The sequence below is a fragment of the Streptomyces sp. TSRI0107 genome (assembly GCF_001905845.1).
Lineage (GTDB): Bacteria > Actinomycetota > Actinomycetes > Streptomycetales > Streptomycetaceae > Streptomyces.
Window position 1 is genome coordinate 308,876 of sequence record NZ_LIVZ01000002.1, and the last position, 21,750, is coordinate 330,625.

The 21,750-nt window shown below is 70.9% G+C and carries 15 protein-coding genes and 3 pseudogenes; 8 read left to right on the top strand and 10 right to left on the bottom strand.

What is annotated here, in order from left to right; genetic code table 11:
• Positions 1-28: 28 nt before the first annotated feature.
• Positions 29-2,962 (bottom strand): GH32 C-terminal domain-containing protein, encoded by a 2,934-nt coding sequence (locus AMK31_RS05565; protein ID WP_158074518.1) that lies wholly within the window; start codon positions 2,960-2,962, stop codon positions 29-31.
• Positions 2,963-3,231: 269 nt separating this feature from the next.
• On the opposite strand from AMK31_RS05565, the gene AMK31_RS05570 reads away from it, so the two are divergent.
• The 8 genes and pseudogenes from AMK31_RS05570 to AMK31_RS41305 all read left to right on the top strand — a co-directional run.
• Positions 3,232-4,266, top strand: a complete 1,035-nt coding sequence (locus AMK31_RS05570) for a LacI family DNA-binding transcriptional regulator (protein WP_073939243.1) — start codon at positions 3,232-3,234, stop codon at positions 4,264-4,266.
• 149 nt (positions 4,267-4,415) lie between these two features.
• Positions 4,416-5,717, top strand: a complete 1,302-nt coding sequence (locus AMK31_RS05575) for an ABC transporter substrate-binding protein (RefSeq protein ID WP_241842537.1) — start codon at positions 4,416-4,418, stop codon at positions 5,715-5,717.
• A gap of 66 nt (positions 5,718-5,783) precedes the next feature.
• The gene (locus AMK31_RS05580; protein ID WP_073939245.1) at positions 5,784-6,719 is read left to right on the top strand and encodes a carbohydrate ABC transporter permease; all 936 of its coding nucleotides are present in this window, start codon (positions 5,784-5,786) and stop codon (positions 6,717-6,719) included.
• Position 6,720: 1 nt separating this feature from the next.
• The gene (locus AMK31_RS05585) at positions 6,721-7,593 is read left to right on the top strand and encodes a carbohydrate ABC transporter permease (protein WP_073939246.1); all 873 of its coding nucleotides are present in this window, start codon (positions 6,721-6,723) and stop codon (positions 7,591-7,593) included.
• A gap of 76 nt (positions 7,594-7,669) precedes the next feature.
• Positions 7,670-9,136: a glycoside hydrolase family 32 protein gene (locus AMK31_RS05590; RefSeq protein WP_073939247.1), complete on the top strand. Its 1,467-nt coding sequence runs from the start codon at positions 7,670-7,672 to the stop codon at positions 9,134-9,136.
• A gap of 184 nt (positions 9,137-9,320) precedes the next feature.
• Positions 9,321-10,316 carry a carbohydrate kinase family protein gene (locus AMK31_RS05595; protein WP_073939248.1) on the top strand — a complete coding sequence of 332 codons (996 nt, stop codon included), beginning with the start codon at positions 9,321-9,323 and terminating at the stop codon, positions 10,314-10,316.
• A 480-nt stretch (positions 10,317-10,796) separates the two neighbouring features.
• A pseudogene (locus AMK31_RS41300) lies at positions 10,797-11,031 on the top strand (helix-turn-helix domain-containing protein); the annotation flags it as partial.
• A 2-nt stretch (positions 11,032-11,033) separates the two neighbouring features.
• Positions 11,034-11,224, top strand: a pseudogene (locus AMK31_RS41305) (DNA mismatch repair protein MutT); the annotation flags it as partial.
• A gap of 133 nt (positions 11,225-11,357) precedes the next feature.
• Here AMK31_RS41305 and AMK31_RS05610 read toward each other — a convergent pair.
• The 9 genes and pseudogenes from AMK31_RS05610 to AMK31_RS05645 all read right to left on the bottom strand — a co-directional run bounded on the left by AMK31_RS05610 (position 11,358) and on the right by AMK31_RS05645 (position 21,476).
• Positions 11,358-11,810, bottom strand: a complete 453-nt coding sequence (locus AMK31_RS05610; protein ID WP_073939249.1) for a hypothetical protein — start codon at positions 11,808-11,810, stop codon at positions 11,358-11,360.
• A 295-nt stretch (positions 11,811-12,105) separates the two neighbouring features.
• Positions 12,106-12,403: pseudogene (locus tag AMK31_RS42380) on the bottom strand (IS701 family transposase); the annotation flags it as partial.
• A 139-nt stretch (positions 12,404-12,542) separates the two neighbouring features.
• A complete protein-coding gene (gene mhpA, locus AMK31_RS05615; RefSeq protein WP_073939250.1) occupies positions 12,543-14,117 on the bottom strand; it encodes a bifunctional 3-(3-hydroxy-phenyl)propionate/3-hydroxycinnamic acid hydroxylase MhpA in 1,575 nt (524 codons plus the stop codon).
• Between the two features lie 7 nt (positions 14,118-14,124).
• Entirely contained in the window at positions 14,125-15,075 is a 951-nt protein-coding gene (locus tag AMK31_RS05620) for a fumarylacetoacetate hydrolase family protein (protein WP_073939251.1), read from the bottom strand.
• On the bottom strand, positions 15,072-16,154 hold the full coding sequence (locus AMK31_RS05625; RefSeq protein ID WP_241842538.1) for a VOC family protein: 1,083 nt from the start codon (positions 16,152-16,154) through the stop codon (positions 15,072-15,074). The genes AMK31_RS05620 and AMK31_RS05625 overlap by 4 nt, the downstream gene beginning before the upstream one ends.
• Positions 16,155-16,406: 252 nt before the next feature.
• Positions 16,407-18,062 carry an ABC transporter ATP-binding protein gene (locus AMK31_RS05630; protein ID WP_073939252.1) on the bottom strand — a complete coding sequence of 552 codons (1,656 nt, stop codon included), beginning with the start codon at positions 18,060-18,062 and terminating at the stop codon, positions 16,407-16,409.
• Entirely contained in the window at positions 18,059-18,889 is an 831-nt protein-coding gene (locus AMK31_RS05635; protein ID WP_073939253.1) for an ABC transporter permease, read from the bottom strand. Before AMK31_RS05635 ends, AMK31_RS05630 begins: the two co-directional genes overlap by 4 nt.
• The gene (locus tag AMK31_RS05640; RefSeq protein WP_073939254.1) at positions 18,886-19,938 is read right to left on the bottom strand and encodes an ABC transporter permease; all 1,053 of its coding nucleotides are present in this window, start codon (positions 19,936-19,938) and stop codon (positions 18,886-18,888) included. Before AMK31_RS05640 ends, AMK31_RS05635 begins: the two co-directional genes overlap by 4 nt.
• Positions 19,923-21,476 (bottom strand): ABC transporter substrate-binding protein, encoded by a 1,554-nt coding sequence (locus AMK31_RS05645; RefSeq protein WP_073939255.1) that lies wholly within the window; start codon positions 21,474-21,476, stop codon positions 19,923-19,925. Before AMK31_RS05645 ends, AMK31_RS05640 begins: the two co-directional genes overlap by 16 nt.
• Positions 21,477-21,750: the final 274 nt, after the last annotated feature.

Sequence of the window (21,750 nt, forward strand, 5' to 3'; positions counted from 1 at the left end):
CATGGGCGACGCGTGTAGGGGGTGGGGGTCAGGAGCGCCGGACGGGGACGTTGACGTCGGCGACGTTGATGTGGCCCCAGCCTCCGTCGGCCCGGTCGACGACCTCGATGTAGATCCGGTCGCCGAGGTGGGCGGAGAGGTCGAAGACGACGCGGCGGTACTGCTCGGTGCTGCGGCCGGTGGCCTTGGCCAGTACTTTGCCGTCGTCGGCGCGGACGGCGGCCGCGTAGAGCCGGTCGGGGTCGTTGCCGCCGGACACGAGCAGGTCGACCACGCCGTCTCCGCCGAGGACCACGGTGGCGGAGCGCAGGACGCCGGTGGCGCCGTCGCCGCCTCCGGAGGGGTTGAAGCCCCACAGATGGTGGCCGGCAGGGTCGTCTTCGGTCTCGGCCTGGTAGAAGGGTCCGCCCCAGCCCCAGTCGGTGCGGGTGGTGACGTTCGCGTCGCTGAAGGTCGTGCCGGAGACGACGGTCCATCCGGTGAGGTCTCCGGTGGCGAAGTCGTGGTTGGGCAGTGCGTCGACGTCCGCCGGTCGTGGCGGGTCGTACGCGGCGGGCGCGGCTGGCGTGTCGTAGGCGCCGTTCATGCGCCAGACGTCCAGGGACACGACGCGGGCCGATCCTCCCTCGCTGCTCAGGCGCAGACCGGTCGCGTCCTCCCGGGTGGGATAGACACGGCTGGTGATGCTGTTGGTGCCGTTGACGTACGCCTCCAGCATCGAGCGGTCGAGCAGGACCCTGAGCGTGAGGCGCCCGCCGTCGAGTTCCACGCTGCCGCCGTGGACACCCTTGCGGACGTCCGGGTCGAGGCTGGAGCGGCCTCGGTCGATCAGGAAGCGACGCTCGGCCGTGTCGTAGGTCAGCAGGGTCTCCTCGGTGCCGTCGGCACAGGCCCGGACCGCCAGGGTGACCGTGCGCGCGCCGCGCGGCTCGATGACGGCGCTGATGTCCAGCAGGTCGCCGGAGACCCCGGCGAGCCGCCGGTTCGCTTCCGCCACCGAGGTCTGCCGGATGCGGGCGAGTCGCGCGCCCCGCAGGCCGGCGGCCTCGGCGATCGGTTCGACCCCGAGGGTGCCGTCCTGGCGCAGGGAGACGGACACGGGCATGCCCGCGTTGTGCGCCCAGCCGGACTGGGCGTGCTGCTGCTCGGTGCGGCGGTCCTGGGTGATGCTGAAGACCACGGACCGGCCGTCGGGGGTGACGAAGCCGGACGGGCCGGTGAAGTGCTCGCCGAAGTCGAACTCGCGGGGCTCGTCGTGGTCGGGCACGAAGCGGTGAGCGCGCTTGTCGAAGGTGCCGATCCAGTAGTAGGTGTGCTTGACGGCGTTCGGGTGGAACCCCTCCCACCACGGGCAGATCAGCAGGATGTGCTTGCCGGTGCGCCGGCCCCGGGGGCCGGGGAGCGGGAGGAGCACCGGCAGCTCCCACACCTCACCGGGCTCGGGCACCGTGGATAGGTCGTTCCAGTGCAGAGGCCCCTGGTACGTCCAGGGCCCTTCGGGCCGGCGGGCGGTGTAGACGAGAGCGGTTCCGCCGTGCTTGCGGGTGACCTGCGCGCCGTCGTAGTCGACGATGCCGCTGCCGACGAGCTGGTACCAGACGCCGTCTTCCTCCCAGACGAACGGGTCGCGGAAGTTCTCCGCCCACGCGGTTCCCGGGCCGGCCGGCAAGTTCGCCGGGGCTTCGGTGACCGGCTCGGGGCGCATCGTCCAGGTGGGCAGGTCGGTGTCGCCGTCGGCCTGGTAGGTGGACACGGCGAGTCCGGTGCGCTGGCGGTGGGGCAGACGGTCGTCGCCGCCGGTGAAGAAGAGGACCGGTCCGCGGTCGCCGTCGACGCAGGCGGATCCCGACCAGATGCCGTCCGGGCCGGCCGAGTCCGCGGCGGGGGCGAGGGCGATGGGGAGGTCGCGCCAGTGCACCATGTCGGTGCTGACGGCGTGTCCCCAGTGGATCTGGCCCCAGAAGGGTCCGAGCGGGTTGTGCTGGTAGAAAATGTGGTATTTGCCCTTGAAGTACACGGGCGCGTGCGGCTCGTTCATCCAGTGCCAGGGCGGCAGCATGTGGAACTGGGGGCGGTGCCGGTCGCCGTCGAAGCGGGTCCGGCGGGGGGCCAAATCCGGGCGGGGCACGCGGTGGCCGGGCAACGCGGCGACCTTCTCGGCGTGCTCGCGTTGGGCGGTCGCGTCGTCCAGGGCGCCCGGGCGGATGGAGAGGCTGTCCATCAGGCCCATGTACATGTTGGCGTGGAACTCGCCGTTGAGCAGCGTCGGGCGGTTGTGCTTCCCGATGAGCAGGGGTTCGCCGGGCGCCGGCTCGGGGGTCTTGGCCGGGGTGGCGGCGGTGCCGATCAGGCGGCCGTCGAGGTAGAGGCGCAGCTGGTGGGCCGCCGGGTCGTAGGTGGCGGCGACGTGGCTCCACCTGGCCTTGACGGCCGGCTGGTCCGGGGCGCCCTTGACCTCGATCATGTCGGTGCCGAAGCCCAGCTGGAAGACGATCTGCCCGAAGCGGCGCAGTCCGAGCAGGAAGCCCGTCCTGGTACCCGGGTCGTGCTGGTTGACCAGGGCCTGGGGCTTGCCGTCGATGCCGTGCTCGTAGGCGTAGGGGGCGATCCACACGTCGACGGTCATGCCGGCGGCGAGGTCGAGCTTGCCGGGCCCTTCGGCGGTCACGTAGGTGGAGTAGCCGTCGAAGTACAGGGCCCGGCCGCGCACGCCACGGCGGCGGACGGGGTCGCTGTCGGGCTTGTAGCGGGCGTCGTTGAAGACGTAGTCCACCGGCGTGGCCGATCCGGAGACCGCCTCGCGGGCGACTGACCCGGTTCGCTCGTCGAAGTCCCAGCGAGCGGTGGGCTCTTGAGGGCCCGGTCGGCCACTGGCGGCGGCGAAGGCAGGGGCGAACGAGAGCGGTACGACGGCACCGCCGACTGCGGCGGATACGACCCTGAGGGCGGTTCTTCTCCTCATGCTGCCTCCTGGGCTGCGTGACAGACGGCGACCTGACGGCCTGCCAATTCGATTTAGGTGATGGGTCGGCATGGTTCGGGCGCCATCGCCGCTAAAGCAAGAGCTAACGCATACGAATTTCGACTTCGCGCTACTCAGATGTGTGCAAATCACCACATGAAGTCACCGTTACGCAGGCGAGATGTCCGGGGTATTGACAGCGCATGACGAGTGAAGCAACCTCATCGCATCTTGCTAATCCGATTTAGCCGAGCGGAGCTGATCCACCGATGCCCGAACGCCGCGTAACCATGGCCGACGTCGCCCGCGAAGCGGGCGTGTCGCCGACGACCGCGTCGTTCGCCCTGTCCGGCCGTACCGACATGCGCATCTCCGACGCCTCCCGGGAACGGGTCCTGGAAGCGGCCAGGCGGCTGGGCTACCGTCCGAACGTCACCGCGCGCAGTCTGCGGACGAAATCAACGCAGACCATCGGATTCGTCTCGGACCGGATCACCACCACGCCGTTCGCCGGCGACGTCATCCGAGGCGCCATGGAGGCCGCCCGCGAGCGGGACCACCTGCTGTTCATCACGGAGGCCGGTGGCGACCGCGCCGCCGAGTCCGCGCTGGTCCACGCGCTGCTGGACCGCCAGGTCGATGCGGTGATCTACGCGACGATGTTCACCCGGTACGTCACTCCCCCCAAGGAGCTGTTCGGGCGTCGCGTGGTGCTGCTGAACTGCCTGGCACCAGGCTTCGACGCGCCCTCAGTGGTCCCCGACGAGTTGGAGGCCGGACGGGACGCGGCCCGCGCCCTGCTCGCGGCCGGTCACACCGACGGCATCTGGGCCATCGGCGGCCACCAGGCCGTCCCGGCCACGCCCGAGGGGATCATCGCCGGCAACGAGCGCATGCGCGGCCTGGAGGAAGTGCTGCGCGAGAACGGCGCCCATCTGGACGGCGTCATCGAGTGCGACTGGGACACGCCGGACGGCTACCGGGAGGTGTCCGCCCTGCTGGCGGCGGGAATCCGTCCGCGGGCCCTGGTGTGCCTGGCCGACCGGGTTTCTTTCGGCGCCTACCAGGCGCTCGGCGAGGCCGGGCTGTCGGTCCCCGGAGACGTGTCGGTGATCTCGTTCGACGACCAGGACATCGCGTCCGTGCTGCGGCCGGCGCTCACCACGCTGAAGCTGCCGCACTACCAGCTCGGCCGCCTCGCCGTGGAGCTGATCCTCCGCGGTGGGCCGCTCGAGGCAGCCGTGCACCGCGTGCCCATGCCGCTGCTGGAGCGTGCCTCCCTCGGGGCTCCCGCCGGGGAGTGACACCGGCACCTGAAAACAGCCGTCCCGCCGCCCGCAGCGTCGATTCCGAAGCGGGCGGCGGGACGGCCACCAAGAACAGCGACCGACGCAACCGGTCGCCAAGGGCGGGTCCTGCAAGACCCGCCTCCGTGAGATGGAGGAACCTCGTGGTGTTCAGAACCAGGCGCCTCGCTGCTGCGAGTGTAGCCGCCGCGGCGGCGACCGCGCTCGTCGCCGGGTGCGCGTCCGGCACCGGCGGCACCTCGTCCGGGGCCAGCGGCGACACGCTGACCCTGTGGACGCACAACGCCGGCAACTCGGCCGAACTCGATGTCGTCAAGAAGATCATCAAGGACTTCAACGACTCCCAGGACAAGTACACGGTCGAGCTGCAGTCGTTCCCGCAGACCGACTACAACAACTCCGTCGTGGCCGCCGCCTCGGCCCGCAAGCTGCCCTGCCTGCTCGACGTGGACGGCCCGAACGTGGCGAACTGGGCCTGGGGCGGCTACCTGGCCCCCATCGACGTCACCGGCAGCGAGGTGCCGGTCGATGACCAGCTCGACAGCACCGTCGGAACCTACCAGGACAAGCTCTACTCCTTCGGCTTCTACGACGTCTCCCTGGCCTTCTTCGCCCGCAAGTCCGTCCTGAACGAGCACGGCATCCGCATCCCCACCATGGACCAGCCCTGGACCAAGGGCGAGTTCGACGCCGCGCTGGCCAAGCTGAAGAAGAGCGGCAAGTTCACCTACCCCCTGGAGATGGGCACCGGCGGCAGCGGCGAGTGGTGGCCGTACGCCTACTCCCCGCAGCTGCAGAGCTTCGGCGGTGACCTGATCGACCGCAACGGCTACAAGGCCGCCTCCGGCACCCTGGACGGCGAGGAGTCCGTGCAGTGGGGCAACTGGTTCCAGTCGCTGGTGACCAAGGGGTACATGGCGAAGAAGTCCGGCGCCGACCCCAACAAGGACTTCCTGGCCGGCAAGAGCGCCATCCAGTGGGACGGCAGCTGGAACGCCACCAAGAACGCCGAGAAGCTCGGCGACGACCTGGCGATCATCCCGCCGGTGGACTTCGGCGAGGGCCCCAAGATCGGCGGCGCCTCCTGGCAGTGGGCGATGAGTTCCACCTGCTCCAACAAGGAGGGCGCGCAGGAGTGGCTGAAGTTCTCGCGCCAGACCAAGTACTTCGTCGATTACGCCAAGGCGACCAGCACCATCCCCGCCACGAACGAAGCCGCGAGGCAGATCGAGGACTACCAGCCGGGCGGAAAGTTCGCCGTGCTCGTCCAGTTCGCCCAGAAGTACGCGACGGTGCGCCCCGTCACCCCGGCCTACCCCTACATCTCCACCGAGTTTCAGAAGGCGGCCCAGGACATCCTGGCCGGCGCCGACCCCAAGAACGCTCTCGGCCAGGCCGCGAAGAACATCGACAACAACCTGAAGACGAACAACAACTACTCAGGCTGACCCGCCCCGGTCCGGTTCGGGCCCGCGACCGCACCGCCCGAACCGGACCGGCTCCCTGGAGATACCGTGACCACCAAGACCGCAGCCCCCGAGCGGCTGCGTCCGGTCCGGCGAACCCGCGCGAACAACGCCCGTCGCCGTGAGAGCCTCACCGCCCTCGGCATGGCCACCCCGGCCGTCGTGCTGCTGATCGTCTTCCTCGTCGTACCGGTCGTCCTCGCCTTCGCCCTGGCCTTCACCGACGCGAGACTCATCTCGCCCACCCCGGCCCGCTTCGTGGGCCTGCGCAACTTCACCCAGCTCTTCGAAGACCCCGTTTTCTACAAGTCCCTGCGCAACACGGTGTACTTCGCCGTCGTCGTCGTCCCGCTCCAGGCCGGCCTCGCCCTGGTCCTGGCACTGCTGGTCAACGCGAAGGTGCGCGGCGTCAACTTCTTCCGCACCGTCTACTTCCTGCCGGTCGTCACCTCGATGGTCGTGGTGTCCCTCCTGTGGACCTTCCTCTACAGGCAGGACGGCCTGGTCAACAACGTCATCTCGACGCTCACCCTCGGCCACTTCCAAGGCCCGGACTGGCTCGGCGACCCGGCCACCGCGATGCCCGCCATCATCCTCATGTCGGTGTGGCAGGGCGTCGGCTTCCACATGATCATCTGGCTGGCCGGCCTGCAGACCATCCCCGCCGAGCTGTACGAGGCCGCGGAACTCGACGGAACCACCACCTGGCAGCGCTTCCGCCACGTCACCTGGCCAGGGCTGCGCTCCACGCGCACCTTCGTGCTCGTCACCATCACGATCGCGGCGTTCAGCCTCTTCACCCAGATCAGGGTGATGACGCAGGGCGGCCCGCTCGACTCCACCACCACCGTCGTCTTCCAGGCGGTGCGCACCGGCTACGACCAACAGCAGACCGCCTACGCGGCGGCCATCTCGCTGATCTTCTTCGTACTCGTCCTGACCGTGTCTCTCGTCCAGCGGTTCCTGACCCGGGAGAAGGGCTGACATGACCTCCCTCCTCAAGCGGCTCGGCGGTCACGCCGGCCGCATCGTCCTGGCCCTGGTCTTCGCGCTCCCGCTCGTCTTCATGCTGGTCTCGTCGTTCAAGACGGACGACCAGATCTTCGGCGACCTGGGTTCGGTGAGCGCCTTCCTGCCGGTCGGAGCCCTGTCGCTGGACAACTACACCGGCATGTTCGACCGGGTCCCCGCAGCACGGTTCCTGCTGAACTCGGTACTGATCTCGTCGATCACCGTGGTGCTCGGCATCATCGTCAACAGCCTGGCCGCCTTCGCGCTCGCCCGGATGCGATGGTCAGGCCGCAAAGTCGTCCTGACCACGGTCATCGCCACCCTCATCGTGCCGTTCGAGACCTTCGCGCTGCCGCTGGTGTGGTGGGTCAACCAGCTGCCGCTGCTGCGCGTCAACGGCTTCCAGCCGGAGTTGACCACCGGCTGGATGGACACCTACCAGGTGCAGATCCTGCCGTTCGTCGCCAACGCCTTCTCGATCTTCTTCTTCCACCAGTTCTTCCAGAGCATCCCCAAGGAACTCGACGAAGCGGCGCTCATGGACGGCGCCGGCTGGTTCACCATCTACCGGCGCATCGTGATGCCGCTGTCCGGCCCGGCCGTCGCCACCGTCGCCATCCTCACCTTCCTGCCCGCATGGAACTCGTACCTGTGGCCGCTGATGGTCGTCCAGAGCGAGGAACTGCGCCCGGTGATGGTCGGCATCTCCTACTTCTTCCAGCTGAACGTGGGCTGGGGCCAGATCATGGCCTACTCCTCCATGATCACCGTGCCGATCCTCGCCCTGTTCGTGGCGTTCCAGAAGTCGTTCGTCAACAGCATCGCTTCCACCGGCGTCAAGGGCTGACCATCCCACCACGTTGCCGGTCCCGCCGCGTACCCCTGACTTCCGTGTGCTCCGCACGCCCTGAGAAAGGCCCCGTATGTCCACGTCGCCCGCCGACCCCCACCTGCCCGCCGTCCATCTGCGACCGCCCCGCAACTGGATCAACGACCCCAACGGCCTCGTCTTCCACGACGGCCACTACCACGTCTTCTTCCAGTACAACCCGCACGGACCCCAGCACGCCGACATGCACTGGGGCCACTACCGCAGCCCCGACCTGCTCACCTGGGAACCCCTCCCCGTCGCCCTCGCCCCCACGCCAGGCGGCCACGACGCCGACGGCTGCTACTCCGGCAACGCCGTCTCCGTCGACGGCCGCATGGTGGCCTTCTACTCCGCCCACCGCGACGACCGCTGGTGGCAGCCGGTCACCACGGCCGAGTCCTACGACAACGGCCACACCTGGACCAAACGCCCCCACCTGCTCATCCCCGAACCCCCCGCCGGCACGACCATGTACCGGGACCCCTACGTCTGGCGGCAGGACGAGCGCTGGCGGATGCTGGTCGGCTCCGCCCTCGACGACGGGCGCGCCGCCGCGCTGTTGTACGAGTCCGACGACCTGGAGCACTGGACGTACCGCGGCCCGTTCCACACCAGCGATGCCGGCGCGGACAAGGGCCGAATCGGCTGGGAGTGCCCCCAGTACGCCACCTTCGGCGACCGAAGCGCCCTGATCCTCAGCGACTGGACGCCGCAGGGCGGCCCCAGCCACACCAGCGTCGTCACCGGCCGGGAGAAGGACGGCCGCTTCGAAGCGGCCACAGCCTCCATGCCGCTGGACCACGGCCCCGACTTCTACGCCCCCGCCCTGCTGAAGGCCCCCGGAGAAGACCGCTGGCTGATGTGGGGATGGGCTTGGGAAGCCCGGGACGACGCCTGGGCGCACGAAGCGGGATGGGCAGGCGTCCTCACGCTCCCCCGCGAGGTCGGCCTCACCGCCGACGGCACGGTCGCCCAGCGCCCCGCCCGCGAACTGCTGGCCCTGCGCGGCCCGCGTGTCCTGCACGGAACCGGGCACGTCACACGGACCGAACCGGTCGAACTCGGCCAGGTCGGCCACACCTTCGACCTCACCGCCGCCCTCGTCCCGGACACCACGGGCACGAGCGGGCTACGCCTGGTCACCTCGGCCGACGGTTCCGAGTACCTCGACATCAGCCTCGACCCCACGGCAGGCCGCCTCGTCGTCGACCGCACCCACGCTTCACAGGACGCGCGGGCACGGGGAGGGGCGTACGCCGCGCCGTGCCCGGCCGCGGCACGCCCCAACACCCCCGTCGAGCTCCGCCTGATCGTGGACCGCTCGATAGCCGAGGTCTACCTGGCCGACGAACAGGTCCTCACCCTGAGGTTCTACCCGTCCACCGATGGGCCGTGGCGGCTGCAGGCCCGGACGAGAGGGGCAGGGCGCGGCGAGTTCGCCGTCGCGGCCTGGAACCTGACCGCACAAGACCTCCCCCGAGAAGCCCAACTGGCGGGCCTGGGAACACAGGGCGCTTGATTGCCGGGCCGCACAAGACCTGAGGGCCGGCCCACCCGCGCACGGAGCACGGGCCACACGCCCTCCGCACCGTGTGCGGCAGACATGGCCACCGCAGCATTCCACGCCCTTACGGCGACCCTCGGCTGCATTCCGTGGCGCGGGGCGGCAGCCCCGCGCCCTTCCTGAGAGGCAGACAGTCACCATGGCCCGACCCGGGTCCTCCGGCAGCGTCGACGTCCTCGGCGAGTGCGTCGCCGACATCTTCGCGGACCGAGACCGGTCCGATTCCGACGGACTGGCCCTGAGGGCGCTGGCCGGTGGAGGCCCGGCCAATACCGCCGTCACTCTCGCCCGGCTCGGCACCCCTACGCGCTTCCTCGGACGCTTCTCCCATGACGCCTTTGGCACTCTCTTCCGCGCTCGCCTCAGCGCCTCCGGCGTCGACCTGACCGCCAGCGTGACCACGTCCGAGCCCAGCACGCTCGCCGTCGCCGACCTCGACGCGACCGGCCAGGCTGCCTACACCTTCTACGCCGACGGCGCCGCCGACTGGCAGTGGACCGACAGCGAACTCGCCGCAACGCGGAACAACGACGCGGTCTGCCTGCACACAGGCTCTCTCGCGCTGATCCGCCGACCGGGCGGCAGCCGAATCGAGGAACACCTCGCTCAGGTGCGCGAGCACGTCACCGTATCCATCGACCCCAACGTCCGCCCCCTGCTCGTACCACCCTCCACCTACCGCGAACGGCTGGCCCACTGGTGCGCCGTCACCGACGTCCTCCGCCTCAGCGAAGACGACTGCGCCGTCCTCGCCCCCGGCACCAGGCTTGACGAGGCGTGCGACACCTGGCACGCGGCCGGCGCTCGCCTCGTCGTCATCACCCTCGGCGGAAACGGCGCCCTCGCGTCACTCGACGGCGTGCGCGTCAACGTCACGGCCCCTCCTGTCACCGTGGTCGACACCGTCGGCGCCGGGGACTCCTTCACCGCGGGCCTCCTCCACCGCCTCGCCGCCCTCGGACATCTCGGCGGCCGACTCGACACCCTGACCCTCGACGAGGTCACTGATGCCTGCTCGTTCGCTGTCCAGGTCGCCGCCCTGACGTGCTCCGTCCCCGGCGCGAACCCACCCTGGGCGGATGAGATGGCGCTGGGGGCCGGCGTCGGTCGATCCCCGGCGCGGCGAGCGGGCTGAAGGGCGTCGGCCGCCTCGGGACTCTCCTGGGACTCTCGGCTGTATCAAGCGGCACGACGGCGAACGAAGGGAAAGGGCGTCTTCCCAGGTCAGCCACCCGACGCCGCGAGCCTGCGGGAGGTGCAGCGGGGACGGCCCCGTCAGATACGCCGGAGGTAGACGGTCCTGTCCCGGCGAGCCGCGGGTTGTCGTAGGTGCGGGTGCCGCTTCCGCCCGGGTTGACGGTGACGGTGACACCTTCGAGGCACCAGTCGTCGTCGTTGTCGTTGCCCTCGAAGCGGAGGTGGACGGGGTACCGGTCCGCGTCGTCGGTGTCGAGGCAGGGTTGTGCGGTCCTCCACGGGGACCGTGAGTTCAGTCATGTCGATGATGGTCGTGCGGTTCGTCAGGACGCGGGAACCTCCGACAAAACCCATTCTGGGACGTCCCACAGCCGGTACAACGTCCCCGGAAACGTCCCGACACAGGCGGGAGGCCGGGATGTCGAACGAGAGACTGCGGGCTGTCATGGCTGTCGGCGGCTGGACATACGAGTCCTTGGCCGCGAAGGCGGAGGTAGATCCCAAGTCCGTGGAACGGTGGGTGAACCTGGGCCGCGTGCCCCGGCGACGCACGGCCCACAAAGCCGCCGAGATCCTGGGAGAGGACGTCCATGTGGCCGGCACTACGGCAGGCGAAAGCGGCGCGGGCGGTGAGCCCTGAACTCGTCGCTCTCTCGGTGAGGTACGCCGCCAGTCAACATCTGCTTCCGGGCCCGCATCGTCGGAGGGCAACCGACCATCTCCGAAGAGTCGACAGAGGTCCGCTTCGTCACGCCGTCAGACCTCGACGAGCTGCCCATGCACCACACGCAACGCTTGAGACTCCGACATTTTCTGGAGGACTCGCCGACACCCTGCCTCGGATAGGAGACATGCCTGCACGTCGGCAGGCCGGGTACCTCCCACCCGCGCCCAGGCGAGTCTTCAGCCGCGATTGCTGTAATCCGCGACTACCCGACCGATCGCACACGCCTGTTAACCCCCTGGAACAAGTCTGCTGCTACACAAGCTCGAACCTGACCGGCGCCACGGATGGTATGGAGATCGTGTCGCCCTCAGCGAGACCTTGAGGGTCCTCGTAATCGACGGGTAGCACGATCAGCATCGTGTGCGGACGCGGCAGCCACCCGACATCTTGAGGCGGATCGCAATACGCGATGTCGATCACCCGTACCAGCTGCTCGGGAATACCCACGCCGCAGTTGTCGCCCGCAGACAGCGTCCAGGGGGCAGGATCGGTCTGGAAAAGGCTGAGCCGAGACTCCAAGGAGCCTTGCTTGCGCGGTATGGCGTACTGTCCGTTCCATTGGATTTCGGAGTCAGGATCGATCTGCTCCCATGGCCAGATGACGGACACGTCCCAGTCTGAGACCCTGACCACCCGTGTAGGGGTGAAGGCACAGCTGACACGCAAGATGTCACCCACCTTGATCGTCTCATCGTTCATGATCACCTCTGTTGCTCCCCGGCACGTGTGAACCGCACCGTAACGCGCGGTTGGCATGGAGCGGCTTCGGGCGGGAGCTGCCATCGGGCGGGAGATCCTGGGGCCTGAACTACGCAGCCACGGTTACGAGGGTCGTTGGCCGCGGCGGTGGTAGTGGCCGAGGCGGGCTCGGTGCTGGTGGCGGCGTCGCCGGCGTAACCAGTGCAGGAGGTGTCCGGCCCCATGCCCGACGGTGTGAACGATCTTGGTCAGCGGGCGGCTGATCTCGTTCACGCTCAGTCGGATCAGGACGCGGTTGCCTCTCCCCCCTTTCACCGGTGCTGACCCGCTGCGTGGTCAGGTGGGCGGCGGCCGCCAGGGTCAGGGTGATGTGCCGGTACCAGGCCCGGTACTGGCGTGCCTGGTGGTGATCCAGACCGGCCTCGTTCTTGGCGGCCTGGAAGCATTCCTCGATCGCCCAGCGGGCGCCGACGGCCCGCACGATCTCCGCCGACGGTGTGCCCAGCACCGCGTGCACCAGGTAGTACGCCCGCTCACCGGTTCGGGCGGCGGCGGATCAGCAGTGCGGTGAAGTAGCCGTCGGAAGCCTCTCGCTCCGGCAGCGAGACCTGGGCCCAGGCGTACTCGCGCCGCCCGTGGGCGCCGTCTCCGGCCGAGCGGACCTCCCAGACGTTCGTGTTTTCAGTGGACAAGGGGCCGCCTCACCCACTGAGGCCCGAACCGGCAGGCCGTGAGCCGTCAGCCGTCCCCGCCGTACCAATCCATCGCACTGCCCCGCGAGGTGTGCAGCAACGGCGCCCACACCGCCGCATCCGTGAACCCCCGCCCCCCACACGGAACCACGTCCGTCACCACGCGGTCCGGGCGGAGCAGTACCGCGTCCGCTCGTCCCGCGTGGAGCCAGGCGGTGAGGGTGCCGTCGTCGTTCAGGGTGGAGAGGGGGACGGTGGGGGCGTCGAGGGCTTGGGCGAGGGCGGTCAGGGAGGGCCAGGGGGTGGTGGCGGTGAGGATGGTGAAGGAGTCGCCGAGGAGGTCGTCGAGGCGGGTTCGGTGGCCGGCGGAGCGTATCCATGGTTGTGGGCAGTGGGTGCCGGCGAGGCCTCGGCCGGTGAGGTGGGCGCGTCGGCGTACGAGGGGGCCGGCGGTCAGGGGTGGGCTGAGGTCGCGGCCGGCGAGGGCGGCGAGGCCGGGGATGCGGAAGGCGGCGGCGAGGGCGCCGCGGCGGAGGGCGGCGGCGCCGTCCTGGCCGCCGGTCATGGCCCAGCCCATGGCGACGGCGAGGCGGATCATGTGCCGGGTGTGCGGCTTGCGTTCGCGTTCGTAGGTGTCCAGGAGCCGTTCGTCGCCGCCCTGCTTCAGGACGCGGGCGAGTTTCCAGGTGAGGTTGTGGGCGTCGCGCAGGCCCGCGCAGAGGCCCTGCCCGATGAACGGCGGGGTGAGGTGGGCGGCGTCGCCGAGGAGGAAGACCCGGCCGCGGCGCCAGCGGTCGGCGATGCGGGCGCGGAAGGTGTAGTCCGTGCGCCGGACGATCTCGAAGTCGCCGTCGTAGGCGGGGGGAAGCCAGGGGGCTGTCAGGTCGCGGACCGGCATCTCGCCGTCGCGCAGGCGGAACTCCCAGCGGTAGCGGTCCTCGCCGACGCGCATGAACGTGGCCGGCCGCTCCGGGTCGCAGACCTGGTCGACGCCCTCCCAGCAGCGGACGTCGGCCGGCGTCCGCACGTCGATGACGGTCCAGCGTTCCTCGAAGCGCAGGTCCTCCCATACGGCGCCGATGGCGTCGCGGGTGAGGCCGTTCGCGCCGTCGCAGCCGAGGACCGCGTCGGCCCACAGGTGGTGTTCCCCGTCGTCGTCGCGGTAGGTCACGCGCACAGGGCCGGCGGTGCCGGCGTCGGTGCCGATGCCGGTGACCTCGACGCCGCCGCGCAGCTCGCACTCGGGGCGGCGGGCCAGGGCGTCGCGCAGCAGGCGTTCCAGCTCGGGCTGGTCGAACATGCTGGTCTGCGGGTAGCCGTGAGGGCCGTGCCCGGAGCGCCGGAACTCGGCCATCACCCGGTGCCGGGCGTCGAGGAGGCGCAGTCCGGCCGCCGGGCGGGCGATCGCGGCGAACTCCTCGCCGACGCCCGCCGCTTGGAGGATTCTGCGCACCTCGTCGTCGGTGGCGACGGCGCGCGGGAGCGGGTAGATGCCGTGGTGGCGTTCGAGGACGACGGTGCGGACTCCGCGCCGGGCGAGGAGGAGGGCGGCGGTCACGCCGACCGGGCCCGCGCCGATGATCACGACAGGCGTGTGGTCGGGGCCCTGGTCGGCGGTCATGGGCGGATCACCCCTGAACGCTCTTGCCGTCCGTGACGGGCGTGCGCTGCTCGCCCAGGTCGATCCGGCCGTCCGGGGTCGAGATCGTCGCCGTGATCACGTCACCGGCACGCAGGTAGTGCGGGTTGCGGGCCTGGGTCCTGAAGAACGCCTTCCACTTCAGGGCGGGCGGCAGCAGCGCGCCGATCTTCTCGACCGGCTTGGGCGGGGCCTTCAGCGCGGTGCCGCCGGGGGTGCCGGTCAGGAGCAGGTCTCCGGGGTCGAGGGTCTGGAAGCGGGCCAGCAGGGACAGCGCCCGCGCCGGGCGGACGATCATGTCGGCGAGGGTGCGGTCCTGGCGCGGCTCGTCGTTGACGCTCAACTTCAGCCGCAGGTCGAGGAGATGGGTGAAGTCCTCCGGTTCCAGCAGCGTCAGGTACGGGCCGGTCGGTGTGAAGGTGGGGTACGACTTGCTCTCGTAGAACTGCGTCTTGGTCAGTTGCACGTCGCGGGCGCTGACGTCGTTGGTCATCACCAGTCCGGCGACGTACGTCGGCAGGTCGCGTTCCTCCACGACGGTGCCTACCGGCAACGGCGCGCCCATGACCAGGCCGAGTTCGATCTCGTAGTCGAGGAACCTTACGTGGGAGGGCCGTACGACGGCCTCCGACGGGCCGCTGACCGAGCCGGACGCCTTGCGGAAGAAGGTGGGCGGGATGTCTCCGGTGAAGCCCGAGTCGCGGGCGTGGCTGTGGTAGTTGACCATCTGGGCGACCACCCGGCACGGGGTGGTGACCGGTGAGAGGGCGGCCAGCTCGGTGACGGGTGTGCCCGCCGCGCCGGAGCCCGCGGCCTCCCGAACGGCGGTGCGGTCGGCCAGCAGCTCGGCCGTGGTGACGGCGTCGGTGCCGACGGGGACGGCACGGTCGCCGAGGACGGCCCACCAGCCCTCGGCGGTGCGCAGCACGTTGATGCTCATGAGTTCACGGCTTTCAGGAGGCCCAGCAGGCGGGCGGGGTCGAGTTCGTTGTCGCCGCGCAGGGCCGTCAGGACCTCGCGGAGCTTGGCGGGGGTGGGCGTGGCGCCGAGGAAGTCGCGGGTGACCGGCGGGCCCCACTGGGCGAGGCCGCTCGTGGACATCGGCGCCCAGCCGGGCTCGATGTCGCAGGAGAACAGGTCGCCGTCGGTGAAGTGCTCGAGCATGAAGTGGTCGGGGTCGCGCCAGTAGTCGAACAGCTGGCTGCCCTGGATGTGCCGGCCGATTCCCCAGCTGCGTTTGTAGCCGCGCTCCCCCAGGTACTCGCCGCCGGCCGCGAGGGCGTCCAGGTCGGTGACCTGGTAGGCGGAGTGGACGTATCCCGTGCCCGGGCCCAGGTGCATGGCCAGCGTGTGGTGGTCGGCCGGGACGCTGCCCAGGTCGCAGCGGATGAAGGCCATCGTGGGGCCGCGGTCGCGCTGGCCGTCCAGGAAGAGGAAGTCGGACACGATCATGCCGAGGGTGTCCAGGTACCAGTCCAGGGCGCGGACGAACACCCTGGTCTCCAGTACCAGATGGCCCAGGCGCTGGATCCGGGCCGGTTCCCGTGGCGGGCGCTGGGTGGCGTTGACCCGGGGGTGGTCCGTGCCGGCGTTCAGGAGGAGCGGCCGCTGGCCGGGCAGTTCGGGGAGCCGTTCGGCGCAGTGCACGACCCGGACGGGGATGCCCGAGGGGTCGAGCAGGGCGACCGCCTTGCCGCCGCCGGGCACGTCCGCGTCCCGTACGGCCGTCCCCGTCACCCGCGCCAGCCGGTCGACGTCCGCCCGCTCGGCCGCGCGGAACGCCGGGCCGATGAAGCGGGACGTACGGCCGCGCCGGATCACCATGCACGGCGAGCCGGCGAAGGTGCCGCGCAGCCACAGCTCGCCCTCGGTGCGCGCGGCTGTCTGGAAGCCGAAGTCACGGGCGAACACCTCGGCCCGGTCCAGGTCGGGTTTCTCGAACTCCAGCCAGGCCAGGTCCGCGACCTTGATCACGGGGTTCCGGGACCGGCCCGGGTGTCGGCCACGGGATTCGGACATGGCGCCTCCGAACGTCAGCGTCGCGGGCTTCAGCGCCGCGAGCATCAACGCCGCGATGAGCAGCAATGAGGGAGCAGTGAGCGGAGCAGCGAGCAAAACAGTGATGAAATCATCAAGTCTGACGGCTAAGCCGTCAAGGTGGTCGCGGCGGAAAATGATGAACTCATCAAGTCGCGGGCAGGCAGTGGAGGCGCTCGCCCGCGCGGCCTCCTCCCGCCAGCCCCGCCCCTCCGCACGCCGGGGCGCATCCGCTCAGCGGGGCCGTCGGGCCGCGTGCTCCGAGCCCAGCAGGGCCCTTGTCGCCGCGTGCTTCGGCGCGGCGAACACCTCGCCGGTGGCCCCCGCCTCCACCACCCGGCCCGCGTCGAGGACGGTGACGGTGTCGGTGCGGTCGGCTACGAGGGGCAGGTCGTGGCTGATGAGGACGAGGGCGGTGCCGCGTTCCGTGCGCAGGCGGGTCAGCAGGTCCATGATCGCCTCGGCCGTGTCCGAGTCCAGCGCGGAGGTCACCTCGTCGCAGATCAGCACGTCCGGGTCGGCCGCGAGGGCGCGGGCGATGGCGACGCGCTGGCGCTGGCCGCCGGAGAGTTCGTGCGGGTAGCGGTCGGCGAAGGCGGGCGGCAGGCCGACCTGTTCGAGCAGGTCGGCCACCCGGCCCGGGGCCTCGGCGGGCGTGCAGCGGCGGTGCAGGCGCAGGGGGCGGCCGATCGCGGCGCCGATGGTGCGGCTGGGGTTGAGCGCGCCGAGCGGGTTCTGGGTGACCAGCTGGATCCGGCGCCGCTCCTCGCGGGCCCGACCGCGCAGGCCCGTGCTGAGCGGGCGTCCGTCGAGGCGGAGGGTGCCGGAGGTGACCGGCTGGAGCCCTACGACAGCCCGGACCAGGGTCGTCTTGCCGGAGCCGGACGCGCCTACGATGCCGGTGGCCCCGTCGGCTGCGACGCTCAGGCCGACGCCGTCCAGGGCAGGGACCGTACCGCGCCGCCGGCCGAAGCTGACGCCCAGGTCCCGGGCCTCGAGGACGGGCACATCACCGGCCTCCCCGAGGGGGCGCACCGCCGTCACGGCGGCCCCGGGCACGGGCACCCGGCCGCCCGGTGCCGCCCCCTCGTCCCCGATCCGCTCGGCCGGGAGGACGTGCACGTCACCGCCCTCCCCCACGGGTCGTAGCGCCGTCGCGGCGGCCCGAGGGCCGGGCAGGTGGCTGCCCAGTTCCACCACGTCGTCCGCGATGCGCTCGACCAGTTCGGGGTCGTGGCAGGACAGGCAGATCGCCAGCCGGTGTTCGGCGGCGAGGTGGCGCAGCAGAGAGCCGATCTCTTCGCGGAGTTCGGGGTGGAGTCCGGCGGTCGGCTCGTCGAGGAGGAGGACGTCGGGCCGGCGGGCCAGTGCACGGGCGAGGGCGACCCGGCGTTGCTGGCCGCCGGAGAGGGCGGCGGGGCGGCGGGCGGCGAGCCGCCCGTCGTCGGGGAGGCGGACCTCGGCCAGGAGGGCCGTCACCGTGTCGGCGGCGCGGTCGGTGGAGAGTTCGCGGACGAGGGAGCGGACCCGCATGCGTGGGTTGAGGCCCGACCCCGGGTCCTGCCCGACGTAGGCGAGGCGGCGGCTGCGCAGGGCGCGCAGTTCCTTCTCGGTCAGGGCGAACACGTCCTGTCCGAGGACCTCGACCTGGCCGGCGGTGCGCCGGGTGCCCGGCGGCAGCAGGCCCGTCACCGCGCGCAGCAGGGTGGTCTTGCCGGAACCGGACGGGCCGGTCAGGGCGGTCACACGGCCGGGGCGCAGGGCGAGGGCCGCGTCAGTCAGCAGGAGTCGGCCGTCGGGGGCGGTGACGGTCAGGCCCTCGATCCGGACGGCGGGGGTGTCGGTCGGCGGCCCGGCGGGTTCGCGGTACCGGTCGGGATCGTGGCTCACAGGACGGGTACCGCCTTCCGGCCGGTCTGCGGGGCGAGGGCCGCCGCGGCAAGGTTGACGCTCAGGGCGAGCAGGCCGATGGCGGCGCTGGGGGCGACCACGGCCCAGGGGTTGAGGAGGATCCCGGCGGAGTTCTCGCGGATCATCAACGCCCAGTCGGCGGCCGGGGGCTGGGGTCCGACCTGGAGGAACCCGGCGGTGGCGACGAGGTAGACGGCGGCGACGAAGCGCAGTCCGAACAGGGCGAGGAGGGTGGCGCGCAGGTTGGGCAGGATCTCCCGCCGGACCAGGAACCACAGGCGTTCACCGCCGGCGGCCGCGGCCTCGACGTATCCGGTGGCGGCGACGGGGGCGGCGGCACCCGCGGCGAGCCGGACGGCGTAGGGCACGCCCAGGGCGACGGCGGCGGCGATGACGGCGAGCCGACCGCCGCCGGGCCAGGAGAGGGTGACGAGGAGGATGCCCAGGACGGCGGGCAGCAGCATCAGCACGTCCGCGATCCGTTCGACGATCCGCCCGACGACGGGGCGGACCGCGCCGACGGCGCCGAGGACGGCGGCGGTCGCGGTGACGAGAACGGCCACCAGCAGGGCGGAGACGACGAGTTCGCGTCCTCCGGCGAGCAGTCTGCTGAGCACGTCCCGGCCGAGCTGGTCGCCGCCGAGCACGGCGTCGGCTCCGGGTCCGGCGTACGGGGCGGTGACGGGGGTGTCGATGGCGTGCGGGGCGAGCCAGGGACCGCACAGCGCGACGGCGACGAGGAGCAGCGCGGGCAGTACCCGCAGCAGCGTGCCCGGCCGTACCGTACGAGAGGTGTCCGTGGTCATCGGCGGCCTCCCGCCATCAGGTCTCTGATCAGGTCGGCCAGCAGCAGGACGGCGGTGATGACCACGCCGGCCAGTGCGGTGACCCCGGCGATGACCGGGGTGTCCCGGTCGGTGACGGCCGACGCCAGCACCGCGCCGACGCCGGGGTAGTTGAAGATGGTCTCCACCACGACGGCGCCGCCGAGGAGCATGCCGGTGGAGGTGGCGAGGCCGGCCGCGACGGTCGGCAGGGCGCCGGGCAGGACGTGGTGGGTGAGGATGCGGTGCGGCGGCAGTCCGTCGAGGACGGCGGTCTCCACGTGCGGGGCGCGGGCCTCGTCGGCGAGCGCGGCCCGCACGATCCGGATGTTCCAGCCGGTCTGCGGGATGGTCAGGGCCAGGGCGGGCAGCACGAGCATGGTCCAGGAGTCGGGGCTTCCGTCGGCGTCGGTGAGGGTGACCGCGGGCAGCCAGCCGGTCCACAGCGACAGCACCAGGACGAGCGCCACGGCGACCACGAACTCGGGCAGCGCGAGCACCGCGGTCGCCGTCCCCGACACCGCCCGGTCGAGGCGCCCGCCGGGGTGGAGGGCGGCCCAGCAGCCGAGGGCGACGGAGAGGACCGCGGTGAGCAGCAGGGCGATGCCGCCGAGCAGCAGGGTGTTGGGGAAGGCGGTGGAGAGCAGGTCGGTGACCGGCTCGCCGCGCGCGGAGGTGCCGAGGTCGCCGGTGGGCAGACCGGACATCCAGTCCCAGAAGCGTTCCGGGACCGGCCGGTCGAGGCCCAGGAGTCGGCGGCGGTGCTCCAGGTCGGCGGCGCTCTCGCCGCGTTCGGAGGTGGCGTTCGCGGCGTCGCCGGGCAGCAGTTCCACGGTGAGGAAGACGAGGGCGAGCAGGACGGCGAGCAGCGCGGCGCGTTTGAGCAGCAGGACGCCGACGCGGCCGAGCGCGGACAGGGCGGGGTGCCGCGCCGGTGCGTGCTTGCGCACCGGCGCGGCGGTGTCCGCGGCATCCGCCGAGTTCGCGGTGTCCGCAGTGTTCGCGGTGTCCGCGGTCAACGGGTCAGCCATGCCCGCTCGAGCTGGACCCTGCCGTAGCCGGGCAGCTTGGGCAGCCCCTGGACGGCGGGGGCGGCGAGGTCGATGCCGTCGGCCATGCCCCACAGCAGATAGCCGGACCGCTCGTACTGGATCTGCTGGAGTTCCTTGAGCCGCTGGGCGCGTGCGGTGGCGTCGGCGGTGGCAATCGCCTTCTCGTAGGCGGCGTCGAACTCCTTGTCCTGCCAGCCGGACTCGTTCTGGCCGCTGTCGGAGACCATGGTCTTGCTGGCGAAGAAGACCACGGAGTCGTTGGTGCCCCAGTAGGTGGTGTACATGTCACCCTTGAGCCAGGTCTTGTCCCAGAAGACGGCCGACTCCTGCTTGACGACCTTGACCTTGACGCCGGCCTCGCGGACCTGGGAGGCGAAGAGGGTGGCGGACTCGGCGAGGCCGGCGATGTCCTCGGTCGTCAGCAGCTCGTAGGTCTTGGACGTGTCGAAACCGGCCTCCTTCAGCAGTTCCCTGGCCTTGGCCAGGTCGCGGGCGCGCTGCGGGATGTCCTTGGCGTAGGCGGGGTCGCCGGTGCCGAGGATGTCGTTGGCGACGGTGCCGTAGCCGGACAGCACCTGCTTGACCATGGCCTCGCGGTCGACGGCGAGGCGCAGCGCCTCGCGGACCTTCGGGTCGGCGAAGGGCCCGTCGGCGGTTCGCATGACGATGGGCATCGCCATGTCGTTGGGGCGGCGGACGGTCTGGATGTCCTTGCGGCTCTCGGCGGTGCGGGCGGCGACGGCGCCCACGTTGGAGGCGAGGTCGAGCTGGCCGGAGAGCAGGGCGTTGGCCATCGCCTGGGGGCTCTCGAAGATCTTCACCTCGATGGCGTCGAGGTGGACGTCGCCGCCGTACCACTTGTCGTTGCGCACGAGACGGGCGTTGCCGCCGCGGAACCACTCCAGCTTGAAGGGGCCGGTGCCGGGGGCCTTGGCTATGTCCTTGTCGGTGGTGCCCTCGGGTATGACGAACGTGGTCAGCCGGGTGAGCTGGGGCAGTTCGGCGTTGGGGTAGTCGGAGACGAGGACCACCGTGTCGTCGCCGTCGGCGGTGATGTTCTTCGCCTGGATGCCGGGCAGTCGGGAGGCGCCGGAGGGGGTGCCGCGCAGCCGGCGCAGGGAGAAGACGACGTCGGCGGCGGTGACCGGGGTGCCGTCGTGGAAGGCGGCACCCTTCGCGAGCGTGAACCGCCAGGTCTTCAGGTCTTCGGAGGCCTGCCACTTGGCGGCGAGCCGGGGCACGGTGTTCGGCTTGGCGCCGGGCACCGTGAGGGTGTCGTATACGAGGCTGAGGATCAGGTAGTCGCTCTCGTTGGCCTGGGTGCCGTGCGGGTCGCGGGTGATGGCGCCGGCGCGGCCGAGGGCGCCGACCCTCAGGGTGCCGCCGCGGCGGGGCTTGCCGCCCGCGCCGGGGGACCCGGCCGCACTGTCGTCACTGCCGTCGCCACAGGCACTGAGCAGGGCGGCCGTGGTCAATGCTCCGCCAGTCCAGAGCAGTTGACGTCTGGTCAGGTCCACGTTGTCCTCGATTTCACCGAGCGGGTCTCTTGCTGAGGTTTGCCTACCCTGGCCCACAGGGGGCGCACAAGCAGCGCACGGAGTGATATTGAACAAACTTAGGTAAGCCTTGCCTTCACCCTTTGTGTTGGCTATGTTTCTCGACGGCTACCGAGCGGCTACACACCGTGATACGCCCCGGAAAGCCTTCCGCAAGAGACCGTTCACCACTGGAAAGCGCTGTCTCGGACAGTGCCGAGTACGCCCCCCACCTCCGGAACGGACAACTCACCAT